This is a genomic window from Neobacillus sp. B4I6 (assembly GCF_050434045.1).
GTDB lineage: Bacteria > Bacillota > Bacilli > Bacillales > Cytobacillaceae > Neobacillus.
The window spans coordinates 4198133-4215868 of sequence record NZ_JBNPWB010000002.1; the positions used below are offsets into that span (position 1 = coordinate 4198133).

Sequence of the window (17736 nt, forward strand, 5' to 3'; positions counted from 1 at the left end):
AGCATTTACAATAAAATCTATTAAATTGGCTCATTATTTCAATGAACCCACCATGACACCTTTTTCAAAGTACTTTTGGAAAAACGGATACATGATAATAAGCGGAAGACTAGAAATAACAATCGATGAGTATTTGATCATTTCTGAAAGCTTTTTAAGTTCAGCCATAGCCTGCTGATCACTAATCATTCCTGGTCCAGTTTGATTTTGAATCAATATTGACCTCAAAACTAACTGTAATGGGTGCAATTTCGGATCCTCGAGATAAATCATCGCATCAAAATAAGAGTTCCATTGACCAACAAATGCATACATTGCTAGGACGAAAATGATAGGTTTGGAAAGTGGCATAACGATTTTGAAGAAGATTAGTAGATCGGATGCTCCATCCACCTTTGCTGCTTCATGTAATTCATAAGGAATACTTTTAAAATAAGTCCTTGCTAGGATAATATTCCAAACATTCACGGCGCCCGGTATTAAAATCGCCCATGGGGTGTTTAACATTCCGAGGTCTTTTACAACCAGGTAGGTTGGGATAAGTCCACCTCCAAAGAAGATGGTGATAATAAATAGTGTCATAAAGAAATTTTTTCCGACAAAGCCATTTACCGATAATGGATAGGCAGCAAAAATACAAACCACAACGGTTATAACGGCAAATCCTACTGAATAAAGAATAGAATTGATAAAGCCATGGACCATCGCATCATTGGATAAAATCAACTGATATCCTTTAAAACTCCAATCTGAAAAATTGAACGAAATCCCTTTATTTAATAACACTGTTGGATCCATAAATGACGCAAGAACGACATATACCAAGGGAACTAACACGATTAATACGGCTAAGCATAGAAAGATATTATTAAAGCCTAATATGATTCGGTCTATGCGGGTGTGCTTTATATTCATCTCAAGACTCCTTTCTCGTTAATATAAACCTTCACCTTCGTTTAACTTCTTAACGATTTTATTAACTACGATTAACAAGATTACGTTAATGACTGAATTAAACAGGCCAACAGCTGTTGAATAAGCATAGTCGCCGGACTGCAAACCTACTTTATACACATACGTTGGCAGAATTTCGGAAGAAGGCAAATTCATTGCGGTTTGCATTAAATATGCTTTTTCAAATCCAATCGACATAATCCCTCCAGCAGCCAGAATAAATGTAACTGCCATTAATGGTTTCAATGTCGGTAAATCGATGTGAATCATTCTTTGAAGAATATTTGCTCCATCAATCGTTGCTGCATTGTGTAATTCAGGGTCAACATTCGATAAAGCCGCCACGTAGATAATCGATGACCAGCCTGCCGCTTGCCAAATACCAGAGATAATATAGATTGATCGGAAATAATCTGGATTTGACATGAACATAAGCGGCTTTCCAGTTATGAAGCTAACCAGTTGATTGATAGGGCCTGTTGGTGATAAGAAAATAAACACCATACCAACAATTACAACCACAGAAATAAAGTTTGGTGCATAGAGCACGAGTTGAATATTTTTTTTAATGGCCGCCCTTCGTAGCTGATTAAGCATTAATGAAAGGATGATAGGGACAGGGAAGCCAACGATTAAGCCAAAAAAACTGAGTTTAAGCGTATTCATAAAAATGTCAGTAAAGTTAGGTGAAGATAAGAATTTGGTGAAATTATCAAATCCGACCCAATCACTTCCTAAAATACCTTTGATGGTACTAAAATCTTTAAAGGCAATAATGGCTCCATACATGGGGATATATTTAAAAATGATTGTTAAAATGACAGCTGGAGCAATAAGCAAATAAAGATGATAGTTTTTCTTGATATATTCCAATTTGCCTGTCAGTTTCGAAGCTGCTTTCTTTTCCGCTTGGATCTGTACAACTGGTTCTTTTTGAACATTTACTAACTCTTGCAAGCTCTTAACCTCCTATCAAATAGCTTTTTTCTTTATCTGGTTTTAACTTTAGCAAATTTGGAAAAGGAGAGAGTTTAATATCTTCGGAAATGGACGTTTAAAATTTTCGGCAGTTGAAAACGGTTCCATTTCTTTTTGGGAAAATTAACAAAGTATTCACGCATTTCTTTTGTTTTTTTATTTATGATTAAGGTGGATTGTTAAAACATAGGAGAGGAAGTGGGAGATGCCTTTTAAAGCACGAACTGTCCCAGGTAAATTAATTATTCTAAGGATTTTAAACAAGAGAATGGATCAAACCGTTGACGAAAAAAAGTACTATTTATACCAAGAAAAAGGCTTTGAGGGTGAAGTTCAATTTGATTTATTAACAGAAAAGATTCAGAGTGAATGTTATATTTTAAATGATTTGCTGTTAAACGTTAACAACACAACATTCCAACTTGATACCACTATCATTTTTCAAAAGAAAATTAGCCTTTTTGAAGTAAAAAATTATGAAGGTTTTCGAAACGGCCGGTTCGAAACGCTGACTGAAAAGGAAATTAAGAATCCACTGGATCAGTTGAGACGCAGCAAATCTTTGCTTCGCCAATTACTCCAAAAATACGGATATAATTTACCAATTGAGGGATATGTTGTTTATATAAACCCCCGGTTTACTTTATATCAGGCCCCCGTAAACGAACCCATAATTTATCCAACGCAGCTAGACGCACTTATGGAAAATTTAAATGCGCAACCGTCAAAACTAACAACCCAGCATAAAAAGATTGCTGAAAAACTAGTTTCGTTGCATCAAATGGACTCCTCATTTATTCAAGTACCGGCTTATAACTTTGATCAGGTGAAAAAGGGGATAACGTGTAAAGAATGCAGCTCGTTTTCGATGTTTGTCCAAGGAAAGAAAATAGTGTGTGGTGATTGTGGGTACGAAGAGGTAGTTGAATCTGCTGTTTTGCGCATGGTGGATGAAATCAAGCTCCTATTTCCGGATCGAAAGATAACCACCAATCTTGTGCACGAATGGTGTGTGGTGGTTGAATCTAAGAAAAGAATAAGCAGGATTCTAGAGAGAAACTTTAAAAGAGTAGGTGTTCGTAATTGGACTTTTTATGAGTGATCTTTAGAATCTCTATAATAGACATTTTTCCTTTTCCCTTGTGGAGTTTTGTCCTTCGGAACCCTTACGATAGACATTTTCCCTGTTCCCTTGTGCGGTTTGTCCTTCGGAGCCCTTACGATAGACATTTTCCCTGTTCCCTTGTGCGGTTTGTCCTTCGGAGCCCTTACGATAGACATTTTTCCTTTTCCCTTGTGGAGTTTTGTCCTTCGGAGCCCTTACGATAGACATTTTCCCTGTTCCCTTGTGCGGTTTGTCCTTCGGAGCCCTTACGATAGACATTTTTCCTTTTCCCTTGTGGAGTTTTGTCCTTCGGAGCCCTTACGATAGACATTTTTCCTTTTCCCTTGTGGAGTTTTGTCCTTCGGAGCCTCTATGATAGACATTTTTCCTTTTCCTTGTGGAGTTTTGTCCTTCGGAGCCTCTATGATAGACATTTTTCCTTTTCCTTGTGGAGTTTTGTCCTTCGGAGCCCTTACGATAGACATTTTTCCTGTTCCCTTGTGCGGTTTTGTCCTTCGGAACCTTCACGATAGACATTTTTCCTTTTCCTTGTGGAGTTTTGTCCTTCGGAGCCCTTATGATAGCCATTTTTCCTTTTCCTTGTGGAGTTTTGTCCTTCGGAGCCCTTACGATAGCCATTTTTCCTTTTCCCTTGTGCGTTTTTGTCCTTCGGAACCTTCACGATAGACATTTTCCCTGTTCCCTTGTACGGTTTTGTCCTTCAGAACCTAAATATTCAACAACAGGATCACTAAGGAGATCTTACAACAAAAAAACTCCTCTAGTATCTTAACTAGAGGAGCTGCTCTCAAAAAATATTATTCTATTACCAAACGGGTCATGATTGCATAGTTCTTTGGTTTTCCATGGAGTTTCTTCGATACCAGGACGGGCGTACTTATAATCCTTTAAAAGAAGCCGTGAATAAAATGACTCGATGTTCCCCACTTCAATCCTCACCGCTGCACCTGGACAGCAATCCCCGTGATGCTCAGAAAGATGAATAATACAATTTTTATAGGATATTTGCATATACAGTGGCATATTATCCTCAAACCGATGCTCCCAATCGATCACAAATCCCAAATAATCCATATAAAACTCTTTTGCCTTCGCTTCATCAAAAATACGAAGGATAGATGTGAGACCTTTCATGGTTATTTCAGATGTATTCATACTAATCCCTTCCCCTTGTCCCCATTTTATTGAATTTCTTTAAGACCTATATTGATTTTTTCTACAGCTTCCCTCGCCGAAGTCTTAACATCCTTCCCGCCGATTCCAACATCCTCAAACAATGTTCTGATTGCTTCACTGACTACGGGATAAGCAGGAGTAACAGGGCGGTTCTTTGAAAATTTTTGAGTTTGCTGTAAAAATATGTTTTTAGGATACTTATTTAACTCCGGAAAAGCTTTAGCTACAGAGAATCTTGCAGGAATATCACCTGTTATAGTTACATACTTTTTCATTCCTTCATAACTTGTCACATATTTAATAAACTTCCATGCTTCCTGTGGGTGTCTTGATTTAGAGGTGATTCCGAGCGCCCATCCACCATTTGGAACAAACTGATATTTATCCTTTGGCAGTGGAGTTATTCCAAAATCTTCTCCGAGCTTAAATTCAGGGTGATTTTTTTCCAGATCTGCAAGTGTCCAAGAACCAAGCACAGTCATCGCAAGTTTACCTGACTCAAACACAGCTGGGGGTAATTCAAATGCCGCAACAGCATTTTTATGATATAGATCTTGATAAAATTGAAGGGCATCTAACGCTTCTTTTGAATCTAAATATCCACTTGCCGTAGTTCCATCGGGGCTTAAAATATTAGCACCAAACTGCCAAAGGAGCGGTGTTTTAAAATAAGCAGGAGATTCTCCATCATTAAAACCCTGTGCCGGGTCAATACCGATCACATCTTTAGCAGGATTATTTACTTTTTTAGCAATCTCTAATACCTCATCCCATGTTAATGGGTTTTTGGGATCTTCAGATGGATAAGGGATACCGGCATCTTTAAATAAATGTCTATTGTAATATAAAGCAATACTTGACTCGACAATCGGTGCAAGGTAAATTTGACCCTTATAACTTAATCCTCGCAAAGTAGAGGCAGGAATATCATCAATCTGCCCCTCCTTTCTCATAAATGGATCAATTGATAATAACGATCCGGTATTTGCATAAAGAGCAAGCGTAGGACTGTCAATCGTCAAAATATCCGGAGGGTTTCCTGCAGCAAGTTCTGTCCGCAGTCTTATTTCATAATCACTGTATGGAATCGACTTCATATTCACCGAGATATCGGGGTTTTCTTTTTCAAAAACAGAAACTAATTCTTCAAATGCCTTATTTTCAGCCGTATTTCCACTATTTCGCCAAAACGTCAACTCAGTTCGTTCGGAACTCTTTGGTTTTGCCGCTTTCTCTTTTTGGGGGCTACCAGAGAATGTTTCAAAAAAGGACAACGCATACACTAAAATACCCAAAAGTATAATTGCAAAAATAGTGAACCATTTTTTCATCAACATTCCCTTTCTTTCTTGAAAACTTAAGTATCTAAAGAGTTTCGGAATTCAACCGGTGTTTGTCCAAAGTATTTTTTAAAAACCGTACTGAAATATCCAGAGTTAGAAAATCCAACTAAGTTTGCTACATCAATGATTTTTAGTTGCTTATCTCTTAAAAACTCCCGGGCTTTGTCCATTCGTAAATTCACCAGATAATCACTAAAATTCTGCCCCACATAATTTTTAAAGGTTTCAGATAAATGAGCACTATTGATATGAAAGAGTTCCGATAATAAGGTAAGTGAGATTTCACTAGCGTAATGCTGGTCCAAATAGTGCCGAACACTATCAACGATTAATTTCCCGTTCGAAAAGCGCGCCGTACGTACTTTTCCAATAATTAATTGGGCTAATTGAAGGAGGTTTTCAAGCACTTTACTTTGCGAATTAAGTTCCCAGATACTTTGTTGGCAATTCCAAATCGTTTTTTGAATATCTTTCGTTTCGATATCATATTTTTTTGCCAGCGACCCTAACAAAAATAACACTCGATTGGCAGCAAAAGAAAAGGACAAAATCGATTGGTTTCCATTCCCTCGCAATAAGGTTTGAATATTTTCTTTAAACGCCTCGAAATTAACATTTTCAATCGTATTAGTTAACTTTCTTTCAAAATCAGGTGAAAACTCAAATTCTTCTTCTTTCGTTTTCTCCGCATCAATTACCTGCGATTGCGAGCCAAGTTGACTTTGACTCCAAGCAAGCAAACTGGAAATATAACCTGTCTTAAAGCTAGCTAGACCCTTGACAACATTTCCGATTCCAATCACCGTTTCTAAACTCAACAATCTTTTCACATTCTGTTGTACCCTTTCAACCAAACTAGAAGGACTATTTATATCTATTCGTATTAGAAAATGAACCATATTTGCATAGCTTGGGTCGTAAAACGAATAAGTTCCTGTATTCTCTTTTGAGATCTCTTTGCATAACATTTGGAAAGGAAGCCAGAGCTCCTTTAATCGATTGGGATTGCCAAAGCCCTCTCTAATTTCCACGCTGACAAATTGGACAATGGCGTCCTCATTTACAAGTTCCACGAGTTGTAGCTGGCGCAGTCTTTCAATAACCAGATTAAGCTGTAACCATTCCTCTTTAACTAAATAGAGCAAGTATTGTTCCTGTACTTCTTGAAGCTGGGTAAGAACAAGCTGCCGCATCTGAGCCGTTTCAACTTGTTTTCGCCGCTCTTCCTCAATTTCTTTATGAATTTTTCGTAATGCTTCTACTAATTCATCGGGAGCTACCGGTTTTAACAGATAGTCTCTAACCCCTTCCTTCATGGAACCACGTACCAATTCAAAATCGGAATAACCCGATAATACGATCACTTTTACTCTTGGAAATTCCTGCTGACATCGTTTAGCTAATTCAAGGCCATCCATAATGGGCATCCTCATATCTGTAATGACCAAATCAATATCCATGCAACCAAGCAATTCAAGTGTATCTTTCCCATTAGAAGCTTCGCCAACAATTTCAAAACCTTCATCTTCCCAGTTCACTTTCATTCGTAAGCCTTTACGAATTTGAATTTCATCATCCGTGATTATGACCTTCATCATGTATATCACCTCTATCAAAATTTATACATAATGTAATCCTCGTGCCTACATTCTTTTCAGATTCAATCTGATAGGAAAAGCGCTCTCCGTAGTAAAGCTTTAATCTGCCAAGGACATTCTTTAGACCAATGCTGTTTCCTTTGCTCGCTAGGACACTAATGGTTTCATTCTTTGTTTCTTCACTCACTAAGTTTGATATCACTTCTTCAGACATGCCAATTCCGTTATCTTCTAAAACTATCTTTATTTGATTATTCGCTTTTTTCGTTATAATAAAAATTTCAGCCGTGGTCTTTTCTATAAAACTATATTTGACGGCATTTTCCACGAGTGGCTGGAGAATGAATTTAATAATAGGAAGATCCCTTGTCTCCGGATCCTCCACAATATCAATCGTGAGGGCGTCCTCATATCTCACCTTTAAAATGTCGGTGTAGCTGCGAATATAGCTGATTTCTTCACCTAATCTCACGACGTCATTTTGTGTATTCAATGAATACCTCATCATCCGGCCTAAGTAGATGCTTACATTCATCACCTCTTTATTCTTGCCCTGAACAGCTAATCCCCCAATGATTTCAAGGGTATTGTTCAAAAAGTGAGGATTGATTTGTAGTAATAAGGCCTTGTATTCTGCATCTTTTCGACGGATGTTGGCTTCATATTCTGTTTCAATTAAATTCTTTAAATGATCGACGGTATGGTCGAATACTTTAATCACATAACCAACTTCATCATTAGACGATTTAATGGTTGGCATAAAGCGTTTTGCACCTAAAAAATCACCATGCTCGATAAATTTCATCGCTTTTGCTAGTTTTCCTAAAGGGCTTACGATATTGGAAGAGAGCATGAACGACACAAAGATTGTTATTAAAAACACAATCGCACTAGTAATAAGTAAGTTTCGCTGTAGAATATTAACTTTTGAGAATAAGTCAGACCTGGTCACTTCACTGACAAGAATCCAATCACCAACTGATAACTTTTGAAAAAAAACAAAGTATTTTTCTCCATGATAATCAGCTTCTAATAAACCTTTTTGTTTTTGACTATTTTTTATTTTAGTCAAACTATTTTTTAATACCTTTGTTGGGGTATTGATCTTCCCCTCTAAAACATTTGCTCCCTGAGCATCCAACAAATAAGCATGTCCATTTTTTCCAATCGTTATTTTTTCTAAGGCTGTTTCCAGCAAAGTTGTAGGGAAATTAACCTTTATAAAACCGTATGAAACGACCGTATTCAAATCAACGAGGGGCAAAATATAACTATTACTATTTCCTTGTGCTGGCAAATAAGGATCAATATGTGATTTTACAAATCGTTGTTCATTGATCCTAAAGTCTTTAAACCAATCTAGGTTGTGTAAGTTGGGGTTATTACCCCATGCCCCTTCGCCATTATTTAGAACGACTGAAATAGACATGCCATTTGAGTTGTTCACCATCATTGATGATAGCATCATTTTCAGTTGATTCTTCTGTAACAAGCTTTGTTCTTTCGGTATATTTGCATCCTTTTTTTCTAACTTTAACCACTGCTGAGTCGTTTGATTGACAAGGACCTGTTTTCCTAAATCCTCCGCCTGCGTTGTAATCGAGTCAATATAGAGCGAGTACTGATCCATGGCTTCAATTGTTAGCTCCTGGGTCTGATCTTCAATAATGGATGTAAACCAGCTTGGGATTATAATCGATAAAATAATTAATGGAATTGTTAACAAACAAGTAAAAATAATAAACAAGCGATTGCGTATGGAAAAAAACATGGTATCCCCCCGAACAAAAAAGAAAACCCTTACATTCTATAGCTCAATCTATTAGTTTTGACTATTATTATCTTTTCAATTTAACATATCCCCTAGCAACTTACCACGTGATATTTAATTCCAAATAAATAAGCAGAAGCTGGATTCCGGCTCTGCTCATTTCTGATTCATATAGGCTTCACGATATTCATTCGGGGTAATGCCCTCAATCTTTTTAAATACTTTGCGAAAATATTTGTCGTCTTGATACCCTATCATAGTCGCAATTTCATAGATTTTTAACTGGCTGTTTTTCAATAAAGATTTGGCCTTCTTCATCCGAAACTTCACAATATAATCTGATATATTGACGTTAAATTCTTGTTTGAATTTTCTCGAGATATATTCTCGACTGATATAAAAATGCTCGGAGATCTCTTGCAGTTTTACATCCCGATCGAAGTTCGCTTGCAAATACTTTTCAATATCATAAATGATGTTACTATGTTTCTGAAGGGTTCTTTTCTTAACTTTTTTCAAAAAGATAGCAATCTCTCGTTTCTTTCTCTGTTTGTATTCTTCAAGCATAAAGTGACCGTTTATATCAAAAAATAAATCAATTCGTTTTTCGATGTCCTCAGCTGCTTTAACAGGTAGATTATAATGCTTAAACCATCTATTGCTGATCACCAAATATTCATTTTCTAAATGGAACAGCTGTTTTAATGATAGAAAGTGGTTTTCTGTAAAATCTGTTGAAATTTGATTTATCACTTCTTCAAAGGCACCTATTTCACCAGCTTGTACAGCCAGTTCTATATTAGCAGAGTAGTCCAAAAGGTTCCTTAAGGCTTGGCTTGGCAGTTTCTCCTGCACATAGACTCGATTTTCTGTTTTGTCCAAGATGTTACTAGTGAATAATAGCTGTTTAGCATAAAGATACGAATCAAATAAATTGGAACTCTTAGTAACTAACTTACCTAAAACGATGGGACAAGAAATATCCATTGTATTTCTTATCGTCTTATATATTTGTTTTAAAAGTTCTTCTATTTGCTCAAACCTATTCCAGAAGATAATCACAACTTCTCCCTTATTGGATAAGTAGCGAAAACCAATTCCACATTCATTTTTCATCATAATTTCGTTAATGACGTTCAAAATCGTAAAGTAGGCTAAATCTCGATCTCCTTGAAATGCCTCAATTGTCTTTCCGTTAATCCGAACAAGGGCTACTTGATAATTGTGAGACGGATGAATACCAAAATTCTCATACAAATCTTCCTTCAGATTGTCGCTATTTACTAACTGGGTAAGCTTGCGGTCTCGATAAACCGGCTTCATTTCATTGATTAATTGAGAGCTGCTTTCTTTTCTCTCCCTGTCTAAAGCTTCTTTTTTCCATTCATCTACAGCTGTTTCCAACGTATGATTTAAGATTTCGGGATCAATCGGCTTTAGGAGATAGTCAGAACTCCCGAAATGAATGGCTTTGCGCATGTAGTGGTAATCATCATAACCTGTTACAACAATAGTTTTGCTTGTTGGCTGATTTTCTTTAATCCATTCTAACAGGTTGACGCCATCCATTTTTGGCATTTTCATATCTGAAAAAATAATCTCTGGCTTATACTTTTGAATTAAATGTATCGCTTCTTCTCCATTTCCGGCTTCATAAATTTCATCAATTCCGTTTTTTTCCCAATCACCCAGTATCTTAATTCCTTCGCGAACGTGCTTTTCATCATCGACGATTAATGCTCTCATGAATGCTCCACCTCTTTTTGCATAACCTTTGGAAACTGAACGGTCACAGAAAATCCAGTTTCTTCATTACTGTTAATAGTCATGTGTGCTTGATTAGCGTAGTAAATCTGTAAGCGGTCATATATATTTTTTAAGCCAATCGTTTCTCTATGCTTCTCTTCTTTTGACACTCCATGATATAATTCCTGCCTGATACTTTTCAACTGTTCTTCATTTGCGCCTATTCCATTATCTTTTACAGTAAGACAAACCAACGCGTCATCCTGAACACTCGCCTCAATTTGTATAAATGCTTTTCCTACCTGCTGATCAAAGCCATGCTTAAAACAATTTTCCACAATTGGCTGCAAAATCATTTTCGGTATCATGATTTCTTGTACTTCTTTTGAGACATTTAATTCAAATTCGAACTGCTCGTCAAAGCGTTGTTTTTGTAACAATAAATAGGATTTAACATGCATCAACTCTGAAATAAAAGGGACAATGTCTTCCTTCATATTCATACTGTATCTCATGATTTTCGATAATGAAGTGAGCAAGGAATAGACAGGAACGGCTTTGGATTTTAACGCCAAGGTACCAATCGATTGAAGGGCGTTATATAAAAAATGCGGGTTAATTTGTGACCGCAATACACGCAGCTGTGATTCTTTATTTTCTATATCTAATTTATATTCTCGCTCAATTAAATCATTGATTTTCGCAATCATTACTTTGAAATGCCTTCCTAACATCCCAATTTCATCGTTTCCTAATGAATCAAAATCCGCCTCAAATTCACCTTTTTCTACTTTTTTCATGTTATCAATTAATACCTTGATCGGTGCGGTTATCTTAAATGAAACAAACATGGTCGCAATTAACACAATAACGAGCGTCACGATACCAATCAAAATGTTGATTAAGGCCGTTTCTCTTGCACCTTGATAGAGTACATTGTAAGGAATTCGTTTCACAATATACCAATTCTTGTAGGGGGCGGAAAACTTATCGTGAACAATCACACCCGAGAATTGTTTATCCTTCCATTCCGTACTTTTACTGGAGGCGGACTCCTTTTTTACTTTCCCAAACCACTTTTCTTTATTTTCCTTGCCGATCATTGATTCGTTGGAGGAGTATATAATAACTCCTTTTTCATCCATAATGTACAAGTCTTCCATGTCCTTTGTATATAAGCGGCCGGCAATGGCACCTATTTTGGAAAGATTAATATCAATAGACAAAAAGCCTAATAGCTTGTCTGACGGTACGTCACGAAGGATGTTATGAAAGCTTAGGACATTTTTCTTTTCCGAGTTTGGGATAACCGATATATTGTTATAACTATACATTTCATGGGGCGGTTCAATAACGGAAAAAAGGCTTTTATATCGATTTAATCGTGCATAATAAGGATGCGAAAAGATACTCTCATACTTTGCTCTGCCGCTAATTCTAGAATGATAATTGGTATAGGAATCCTTTCCTTTATCAATGTAAATGTGCATTTGTTCAATCTCAGGACGTGTATTAAATAAATAGGCAAGAGCTCGGCGAACTTCTTCCTGATTAGTGTTTAAATTCTGTGATAGCCCATCCCTCATCACATTCATAAAGGGCGTATAACGGTAAAGTACGGACGACATCTGGGCCACATCTTCCAAATATACAGTTAGCTCGTCTTCACCTTTGACAATCAGGTCATGATTGGTTGAAACAAAGCGATTATTAAGAGACTTTGTTGTTTGGTAATAAGTAATCGCAATCGAACTTCCAAAAGGCAGAACCGTTACTAGTATTAAAAATATAATAAGCTTTTTACGAATTCCCCACTGCATATCATCTTGGTTAGTTATATGAAAAAAACAGAACTAACCTTCCTCCAATTAATGAATTTTCTCCATTGTAACAACTATCTATATCCATTCCTATGGCATATATTGACTTGTCCATAGGAATGACTGTTCAATATATTCCACCCTACTGGTCAATGTAAGCCGTTTCATAATTTTCATTATTCTCTAAAATGAAATTATGGAGGTGCAGGTAATGAATAGTCATAGTAAGTTGGAAAAAGTAGAATCATCAGTATTAGTAAATCCAAAAAACGCAGCAGTTTCAAAGTCAGTTTCCTTAAATAAAAATAAGAAACTGAAAGATGCAGGATTATTTGCTCTATTTGTAGGGCCCGTTTTGTTAGCTTTTACACTCATTGTTCTGATTCCTTTCTTCACAGGTATTTATTATGCCTTTACAGACTGGAACGGGATCACAGGAGCGGTCAAATGGGTTGGCTTGGACAATTTCAAGTACATCTTCACCGAGGACAAGCAATTCCAAGCTTCCTTTAAACTTACAACGAAATATACGGTCGTTGCCATTATCTTAACAAATGCAATTGGGTTTGGATTAGCGTTACTTGTCACCCAAATGTTGAAAACGAGAAATATTTTACGGACAGTGTTCTTTATGCCTAACTTGATTGGCGGCCTTTTATTAGGATTTATCTGGCAGTTTATTTTTGTCAAAGGCTTTGCCTCCATCGGCGCGCTTACAGGTATCCCTCTTTTCGAGTTAGCGTGGTTAGGCGATGCCAATACCGCCTTCTGGGGAATTGTGATTGTCAGTGTATGGCAAGGTGCCGGCTACATTATGATTATCTATATCGCAGCATTACAGAATGTTCCACAAGAATTAATTGAAGCAGCGAAAATTGACGGTGCAAATAGGTGGCAGATTCTTCGTCACATCACCATGCCCCTCGTCGCACCAGCTGTTACCATTTGTTTATTTTTAACAACGGCATCATCCTTTAAGGTCTTTGATGCAAACCTTTCCTTGACGAATGGCGGTCCATTTAAGTCAACGGAAATGTTAGCGCTTAATATTTACACAGAAGCATTTGTTAATAACCGCTACGGAATTGGTGAAGCAAAAGCACTTATTTTCTTCCTTGTTGTCGCAGCTATTTCTGTTATTCAAGTGACATATTCGAAGAAAAAGGAGGTTGAGTCCTAATGGGAAACAGGTACACAGGAAAAACATTTATTGTTGAAATCCTTGCCATCCTGCTTGGCCTAGCCTTTTTAGTCCCTTTCTATTATGTTATAGCAAACTCCTTAAAGCCGTTTGCTGAGATTTTAACTAACACTTCGGCCCTGCCGTCCGTGCTGCAGTTTGAGAACTATGTGAGCGCCTTCGAAAAACTGAACTATCTGAAGGTATTTTCAAACTCTTTAATTGTTACAGTTGTAAGTAATGTCGTTCTGGTTATCTTTTGTTCAATGGCGGCGTACATGCTGGTCCGAACAAAAAAGAAGATCAGTAACGTAATTTTCATGATTTTCGTTGCAGCGATGATTATTCCGTTTCAATCGATCATGATCCCGCTTATCAAAACAGCAGGTACCTTTGGACTTTTAAATAGCGTCTGGGGTCTTGTCATTATGTACTTAGGCTTTGGATCAGGGATGACTATTTTCTTGTATCACGGTTTTATCAAAGGAATTCCGGTCGAACTTGAAGAGGCAGCAATTATCGATGGCTGTTCAAGGTTTGGCGTATTTTGGAGAATCGTTTTTCCACTATTAAAACCGATAACGGTTACGATCGTCATTTTAAACAGCTTATGGATTTGGAATGACTTCTTATTACCATCACTTGTTCTACAGGATCCGGAATTAAAAACGATTCCATTAGCAACGTTCTCCTTCTTTGGACAATATACAAAGCAATGGGATTTAGCACTAGCAGCATTGGTCATGGGCATCATTCCGTTGTTAATCTTCTTCTTTGCGATGCAAAAACACATTATTAAAGGGATTACCAGCGGTTCAATAAAGTGAAATATACGTGGGGAACAACCTCTTCTATCTAATTGACAGTTAGCAGAGACTAATATAAAAATAGATTTTACAAACAGGAGGGAATTTTAATGGGGTTCAAAAAGTATTCTTTACTAGCAGGTGTACTATCCGCTTCACTTCTATTAGCAACAGCTTGTTCTAGCGACAGTGCATCGAGTGATAAAAAAAGCAGCGGTGGCAAAGACGGGAAAGTAGTTGTTGATCTTTTTAATGGGAAAGTTGAAATCGCTGACCAATTAAAGGCCTTAACAGACCAATATACAAAAGAACATCCAGAAGTTACTTTTAATATTGAAACAGTTGGCGGCGGCGCGGATGGTTCTGCAGCCCTAAAAGCAAAGTTTGCTTCTAATAAAGCACCTGATATCTTTGGTAATGGCGGTTATCAAGAGGCGCAAACATGGAAAGATAAATTTGAAGATTTATCCGATCAGCCTTGGGTAAAAGATGCCTATGAGAGCGCGTTACTACCTATGACAATTGATGGGAAAGTTTATGGCCAGCCTGTTAATATGGAAGGCTATGGTTTTGCTTACAATAAAAAATTATTTGCAAAAGCTGGTATTACAGAACTGCCAAAAACCTTCACGGAGTTAGAAGCTGCGTCGAAAAAACTGAAAGCTGCCGGGATTACTCCTTTCTCTGTTGGCTATGCTGAATGGTGGGTTTTAGCAAACCATGGTCTTAACGTTCCGTTCGCTTACCAACAAGCGGATGACGAAAACTTCATTAAAGGTTTAAACGAAGGTACAGCAAAAATTGAAGGCAACAAATACTTCAATGACTACTTTAAGCTTGTAGACCTAACGATTAAATATGGTAACAAAAATCCATTAACAACTGACTACAATACAGAAGTAACACAATTTGCAAACGGCGAAACAGCAATGATTCAGCAAGGTAACTGGATCCAGCCGATGCTGGATAAATTAAGTCCTGGCATGGAAGTTGGTTTCATTCCATTGGCACTGACTGATGATGCAGCACAAGCAGATAAATTAATGGTTGACGTACCAACAAACTGGGTAGTTCATAACAAAGCTCCTGAAGCAGATAAAAAAGCGGCAAAAGATTTCTTAAACTGGATGGTTTCATCTGAAGAAGGTAAAACAGCATTAGTTAAGGAATTCAAATACATCCCTGCTTTTAAAACAATTGAAGCAAAAGCAGAAGATATTGGACCACTAGGTGCAGAACTTCAGAAATACTCTCAAGAAGGCAAAACCTACTCTTGGCAGTTCATGAAATATCCTGATGGTGCTGGACAAGAATTTGGTGCTTCCCTTCAAGCCTATGTTGGCGGCCAAAAATCTAAAGCAGAAACAGAAAAAGCTTTAGATGCAACTTGGGCTAAACTAAAGAAGTAGTATTAAAAATCTAAGGCTCTTCTCAATCTGAGAAGAGCCTATTATCATTTAACTAGTTCTTATTCACGGTCCGGGCTATTAACCATAATTCCAGCCACTTGTGTTAACCGGTCATAAAAGGCCTGTCCTGCTGGTTGCTGATCAAGCCCAATTTCTTCAAATGCTTCCTTCATACAGCGAAGCCAGCATGCAGCTCTTCTCGGTGTTACTTCAAATGGCAGGTGCCGCCCTCTCATTGCTGGGGGACCAAATTCCTGAGAATAAAGGGCTGGGCCCCCTAAAAACTGTGGAAGAAACATCCTCTGTTTGCGCTTAATTTCTTCCATTTCCCCTTCAAACAAGGGTCTTAACTCTGGGTCAGCATATACTCGTGGATAAAAGGCATTGACCAATTTATCAATTGTTTCCTGCCCGCCTATTTCCTCATAAAGTGATTTAAGTTTGTATTCCAATTTCGTCACCATCCACTTTTATTTTTTTCCCTATTTTTGATTATTATAAAGTTAAAGCGGAAAGATTTTTGTGATTGATATCACAGTAAATTTAAAAATACATAAATTTCCACGCGTTGGAAAGGTGTTTAAAACAACTTTCTAAAAAATTGTGGTATCCTAATATAATATGCTGGTTTCATATTAGTATTTAATCGGACCATTTTGGTTTATAGTACAAGCGGTCTTTCAAGAGGTGTAAAGAATGAATAAGGCCTGGATTTACGTAGGCTTAACCTGTTTGTTTGAATTGATTTGGGTATACGGATTTAATGAGGCACAAACGTGGTGGCAGTGGGCAATCGTCGTTGGAGTTATTTTTTTAGACTATCATATTCTACCTAAAGCATGTGAGACTCTCCCTACCGGTACTGTTTATGCAATATTTGCCGGAATAGGGACAATTGGTACGGTGTTAATGGATATATATCTTTTTGGAGAAAGCTTTAGTCCTGGGAAGGCTTTTTTTATCTTGACCATTGTCATTGGCGTGATCGGATTAAATCTCTCGGACAAGGAAGATGAAAAAACAGCCGTAAAGGGAGTTGCCTAATATGGGCTGGGTTTTTGTCTTTTTAGCAGCTGCAAGTGAGGTCGCCGGTGCGGCTGGACTTAAATTATACAGCCAGCAAAAAACGCTCCGAAATGGTGTTCTATATATTGGCGGGTTCGGCGCATCACTGGCTTTTTTATATGTGTCCTTTCAGTTTCTTCAACTAAGCATTGCCTATGCCGTTTGGGTCGGAATTGGGACAGCCGGTGCTGTTTTTATTAATATGTTTCTTTTTGGTGAATCAAAAAACCTTGGGCGCATCATTAGCGTCATTTTAATTATTATAGGTGTTGTCGGCTTAAAGGCACTATCATAATACTTAAAAGGGTCAGCTCTCAGGTAAGTTAACGCGTAACTTATCAGGGACTGACCACTGCTTTTACGGTGCTACTAATTCCACTTTGATTCGATCAGGATCTTCGAAAAAAACAGCGTAATGAGATCCCCCGCCAGCAAATGGATGTTTATCTGGATATAGAATATTAACGCCTTTTTCCTTCAATTGTAATGTCATTTGATTAACCTGCTCTCTTGATACTGCCTGAAAAGCTAAATGGTTCAGGCCGACTCTAGAACGATGATACGGAATATCTAGAAAACGGTCATCCGCCTGAACAAAAACAATATAAGTCTCTCCATGTTTCCAGCTGAAACCAGACTCCCACTTTTGGAAAGGCTCATATCCTATTTCAGTTAAAAACCACCCCCAAAACTCGATAGTTTTGCTTAGGCTAGAAACATAGATTTCTAAATGGTGCAACATTGGGCTTCTATCTCCTTTATGG

Annotated in this window: 19 protein-coding genes; 6 read left to right on the forward strand and 13 right to left on the reverse strand. The window is 37.5% G+C overall.

What is annotated here, in order from left to right; all coding sequences use genetic code 11:
- Positions 1-33: 33 nt before the first annotated feature.
- Both QF028_RS22990 and QF028_RS22995 read right to left on the reverse strand, forming a co-directional pair.
- Positions 34-915 carry a carbohydrate ABC transporter permease gene (locus QF028_RS22990; protein WP_088085655.1) on the reverse strand — a complete coding sequence of 294 codons (882 nt, stop codon included), beginning with the start codon at positions 913-915 and terminating at the stop codon, positions 34-36.
- 18 nt (positions 916-933) lie between these two features.
- The gene (locus QF028_RS22995; protein WP_246869768.1) at positions 934-1869 is read right to left on the reverse strand and encodes an ABC transporter permease; all 936 of its coding nucleotides are present in this window, start codon (positions 1867-1869) and stop codon (positions 934-936) included.
- Positions 1870-2137: 268 nt separating this feature from the next.
- On the opposite strand from QF028_RS22995, the gene QF028_RS23000 reads away from it, so the two are divergent.
- The gene (locus QF028_RS23000; RefSeq protein ID WP_429469195.1) at positions 2138-3034 is read left to right on the forward strand and encodes a nuclease-related domain-containing protein; all 897 of its coding nucleotides are present in this window, start codon (positions 2138-2140) and stop codon (positions 3032-3034) included.
- Between the two features lie 12 nt (positions 3035-3046).
- On the opposite strand, the gene QF028_RS23005 is transcribed toward QF028_RS23000, so the two are convergent.
- From QF028_RS23005 to QF028_RS23045, 9 genes are all read right to left on the reverse strand, one after another.
- Entirely contained in the window at positions 3047-3316 is a 270-nt protein-coding gene (locus QF028_RS23005; protein ID WP_429469198.1) for a hypothetical protein, read from the reverse strand.
- Positions 3304-3522: a hypothetical protein gene (locus QF028_RS23010; RefSeq protein WP_429469201.1), complete on the reverse strand. Its 219-nt coding sequence runs from the start codon at positions 3520-3522 to the stop codon at positions 3304-3306. The genes QF028_RS23005 and QF028_RS23010 overlap by 13 nt, the downstream gene beginning before the upstream one ends.
- Positions 3510-3728, reverse strand: a complete 219-nt coding sequence (locus QF028_RS23015; RefSeq protein ID WP_429469204.1) for a hypothetical protein — start codon at positions 3726-3728, stop codon at positions 3510-3512. Before QF028_RS23015 ends, QF028_RS23010 begins: the two co-directional genes overlap by 13 nt.
- Positions 3729-3826: 98 nt before the next feature.
- On the reverse strand, positions 3827-4213 hold the full coding sequence (locus QF028_RS23020) for a glyoxalase superfamily protein (protein ID WP_429469206.1): 387 nt from the start codon (positions 4211-4213) through the stop codon (positions 3827-3829).
- Between the two features lie 26 nt (positions 4214-4239).
- Positions 4240-5565: an ABC transporter substrate-binding protein gene (locus tag QF028_RS23025; protein ID WP_429469209.1), complete on the reverse strand. Its 1326-nt coding sequence runs from the start codon at positions 5563-5565 to the stop codon at positions 4240-4242.
- Between the two features lie 26 nt (positions 5566-5591).
- Positions 5592-7175 carry a response regulator transcription factor gene (locus QF028_RS23030; RefSeq protein ID WP_429469212.1) on the reverse strand — a complete coding sequence of 528 codons (1584 nt, stop codon included), beginning with the start codon at positions 7173-7175 and terminating at the stop codon, positions 5592-5594.
- On the reverse strand, positions 7150-8946 hold the full coding sequence (locus QF028_RS23035) for a cache domain-containing sensor histidine kinase (RefSeq protein ID WP_429469214.1): 1797 nt from the start codon (positions 8944-8946) through the stop codon (positions 7150-7152). The genes QF028_RS23030 and QF028_RS23035 overlap by 26 nt, the downstream gene beginning before the upstream one ends.
- Before the next feature lie 156 nt (positions 8947-9102).
- Entirely contained in the window at positions 9103-10692 is a 1590-nt protein-coding gene (locus QF028_RS23040) for a response regulator transcription factor (protein WP_429469217.1), read from the reverse strand.
- A complete protein-coding gene (locus QF028_RS23045) occupies positions 10689-12512 on the reverse strand; it encodes a sensor histidine kinase (RefSeq protein ID WP_429469220.1) in 1824 nt (607 codons plus the stop codon). The genes QF028_RS23040 and QF028_RS23045 overlap by 4 nt, the downstream gene beginning before the upstream one ends.
- Before the next feature lie 211 nt (positions 12513-12723).
- Between QF028_RS23045 and QF028_RS23050 the strand changes: the two genes are divergently transcribed.
- The 3 genes from QF028_RS23050 to QF028_RS23060 all read left to right on the forward strand — a co-directional run bounded on the left by QF028_RS23050 (position 12724) and on the right by QF028_RS23060 (position 15907).
- Positions 12724-13692: a carbohydrate ABC transporter permease gene (locus QF028_RS23050; protein ID WP_429469223.1), complete on the forward strand. Its 969-nt coding sequence runs from the start codon at positions 12724-12726 to the stop codon at positions 13690-13692.
- A complete protein-coding gene (locus QF028_RS23055) occupies positions 13692-14519 on the forward strand; it encodes a carbohydrate ABC transporter permease (protein ID WP_335397927.1) in 828 nt (275 codons plus the stop codon). Before QF028_RS23050 ends, QF028_RS23055 begins: the two co-directional genes overlap by 1 nt.
- Positions 14520-14608: 89 nt before the next feature.
- On the forward strand, positions 14609-15907 hold the full coding sequence (locus tag QF028_RS23060; RefSeq protein WP_410884194.1) for an ABC transporter substrate-binding protein: 1299 nt from the start codon (positions 14609-14611) through the stop codon (positions 15905-15907).
- A 59-nt stretch (positions 15908-15966) separates the two neighbouring features.
- Here QF028_RS23060 and QF028_RS23065 read toward each other — a convergent pair whose 3' ends face one another.
- Complete coding sequence (locus QF028_RS23065; RefSeq protein WP_429469228.1) at positions 15967-16371, reverse strand: globin; 405 nt, start codon at positions 16369-16371, stop codon at positions 15967-15969.
- Between the two features lie 232 nt (positions 16372-16603).
- Between QF028_RS23065 and QF028_RS23070 the strand changes: the two genes are divergently transcribed.
- The gene (locus QF028_RS23070; RefSeq protein WP_168242060.1) at positions 16604-16951 is read left to right on the forward strand and encodes a DMT family transporter; all 348 of its coding nucleotides are present in this window, start codon (positions 16604-16606) and stop codon (positions 16949-16951) included.
- A 1-nt stretch (position 16952) separates the two neighbouring features.
- Positions 16953-17267, forward strand: coding sequence for a DMT family transporter (locus tag QF028_RS23075; RefSeq protein ID WP_088085642.1), 315 nt, complete (start codon positions 16953-16955; stop codon positions 17265-17267).
- A gap of 63 nt (positions 17268-17330) precedes the next feature.
- Here the strand turns inward: QF028_RS23075 and QF028_RS23080 are convergent, their stop codons facing one another.
- Complete coding sequence (locus QF028_RS23080) at positions 17331-17714, reverse strand: VOC family protein (protein ID WP_429469233.1); 384 nt, start codon at positions 17712-17714, stop codon at positions 17331-17333.
- Positions 17715-17736 lie beyond the last annotated feature (22 nt).

Coding starts and splice junctions, on each gene's coding strand:
- QF028_RS23010 (WP_429469201.1), bottom strand. CDS start 3,522: ATGTCTATCGTAAGGGCTCCGAAGGACAAAACTCCACAAGGAAAAGGA.
- QF028_RS23045 (WP_429469220.1), bottom strand. CDS start 12,512: ATGCAGTGGGGAATTCGTAAAAAGCTTATTATATTTTTAATACTAGTA.
- QF028_RS23035 (WP_429469214.1), bottom strand. CDS start 8,946: ATGTTTTTTTCCATACGCAATCGCTTGTTTATTATTTTTACTTGTTTG.
- QF028_RS23055 (WP_335397927.1), top strand. CDS start 13,692: ATGGGAAACAGGTACACAGGAAAAACATTTATTGTTGAAATCCTTGCC.
- QF028_RS23050 (WP_429469223.1), top strand. CDS start 12,724: ATGAATAGTCATAGTAAGTTGGAAAAAGTAGAATCATCAGTATTAGTA.
- QF028_RS23080 (WP_429469233.1), bottom strand. CDS start 17,714: ATGTTGCACCATTTAGAAATCTATGTTTCTAGCCTAAGCAAAACTATC.
- QF028_RS23075 (WP_088085642.1), top strand. CDS start 16,953: ATGGGCTGGGTTTTTGTCTTTTTAGCAGCTGCAAGTGAGGTCGCCGGT.
- QF028_RS23060 (WP_410884194.1), top strand. CDS start 14,609: ATGGGGTTCAAAAAGTATTCTTTACTAGCAGGTGTACTATCCGCTTCA.
- QF028_RS23070 (WP_168242060.1), top strand. CDS start 16,604: ATGAATAAGGCCTGGATTTACGTAGGCTTAACCTGTTTGTTTGAATTG.
- QF028_RS23020 (WP_429469206.1), bottom strand. CDS start 4,213: ATGAATACATCTGAAATAACCATGAAAGGTCTCACATCTATCCTTCGT.
- QF028_RS23065 (WP_429469228.1), bottom strand. CDS start 16,371: ATGGTGACGAAATTGGAATACAAACTTAAATCACTTTATGAGGAAATA.
- QF028_RS23030 (WP_429469212.1), bottom strand. CDS start 7,175: ATGATGAAGGTCATAATCACGGATGATGAAATTCAAATTCGTAAAGGC.
- QF028_RS23025 (WP_429469209.1), bottom strand. CDS start 5,565: ATGAAAAAATGGTTCACTATTTTTGCAATTATACTTTTGGGTATTTTA.
- QF028_RS23005 (WP_429469198.1), bottom strand. CDS start 3,316: ATGTCTATCGTAAGGGCTCCGAAGGACAAACCGCACAAGGGAACAGGG.
- QF028_RS23015 (WP_429469204.1), bottom strand. CDS start 3,728: ATGTCTATCGTGAAGGTTCCGAAGGACAAAAACGCACAAGGGAAAAGG.
- QF028_RS22990 (WP_088085655.1), bottom strand. CDS start 915: ATGAATATAAAGCACACCCGCATAGACCGAATCATATTAGGCTTTAAT.
- QF028_RS23040 (WP_429469217.1), bottom strand. CDS start 10,692: ATGAGAGCATTAATCGTCGATGATGAAAAGCACGTTCGCGAAGGAATT.
- QF028_RS23000 (WP_429469195.1), top strand. CDS start 2,138: ATGCCTTTTAAAGCACGAACTGTCCCAGGTAAATTAATTATTCTAAGG.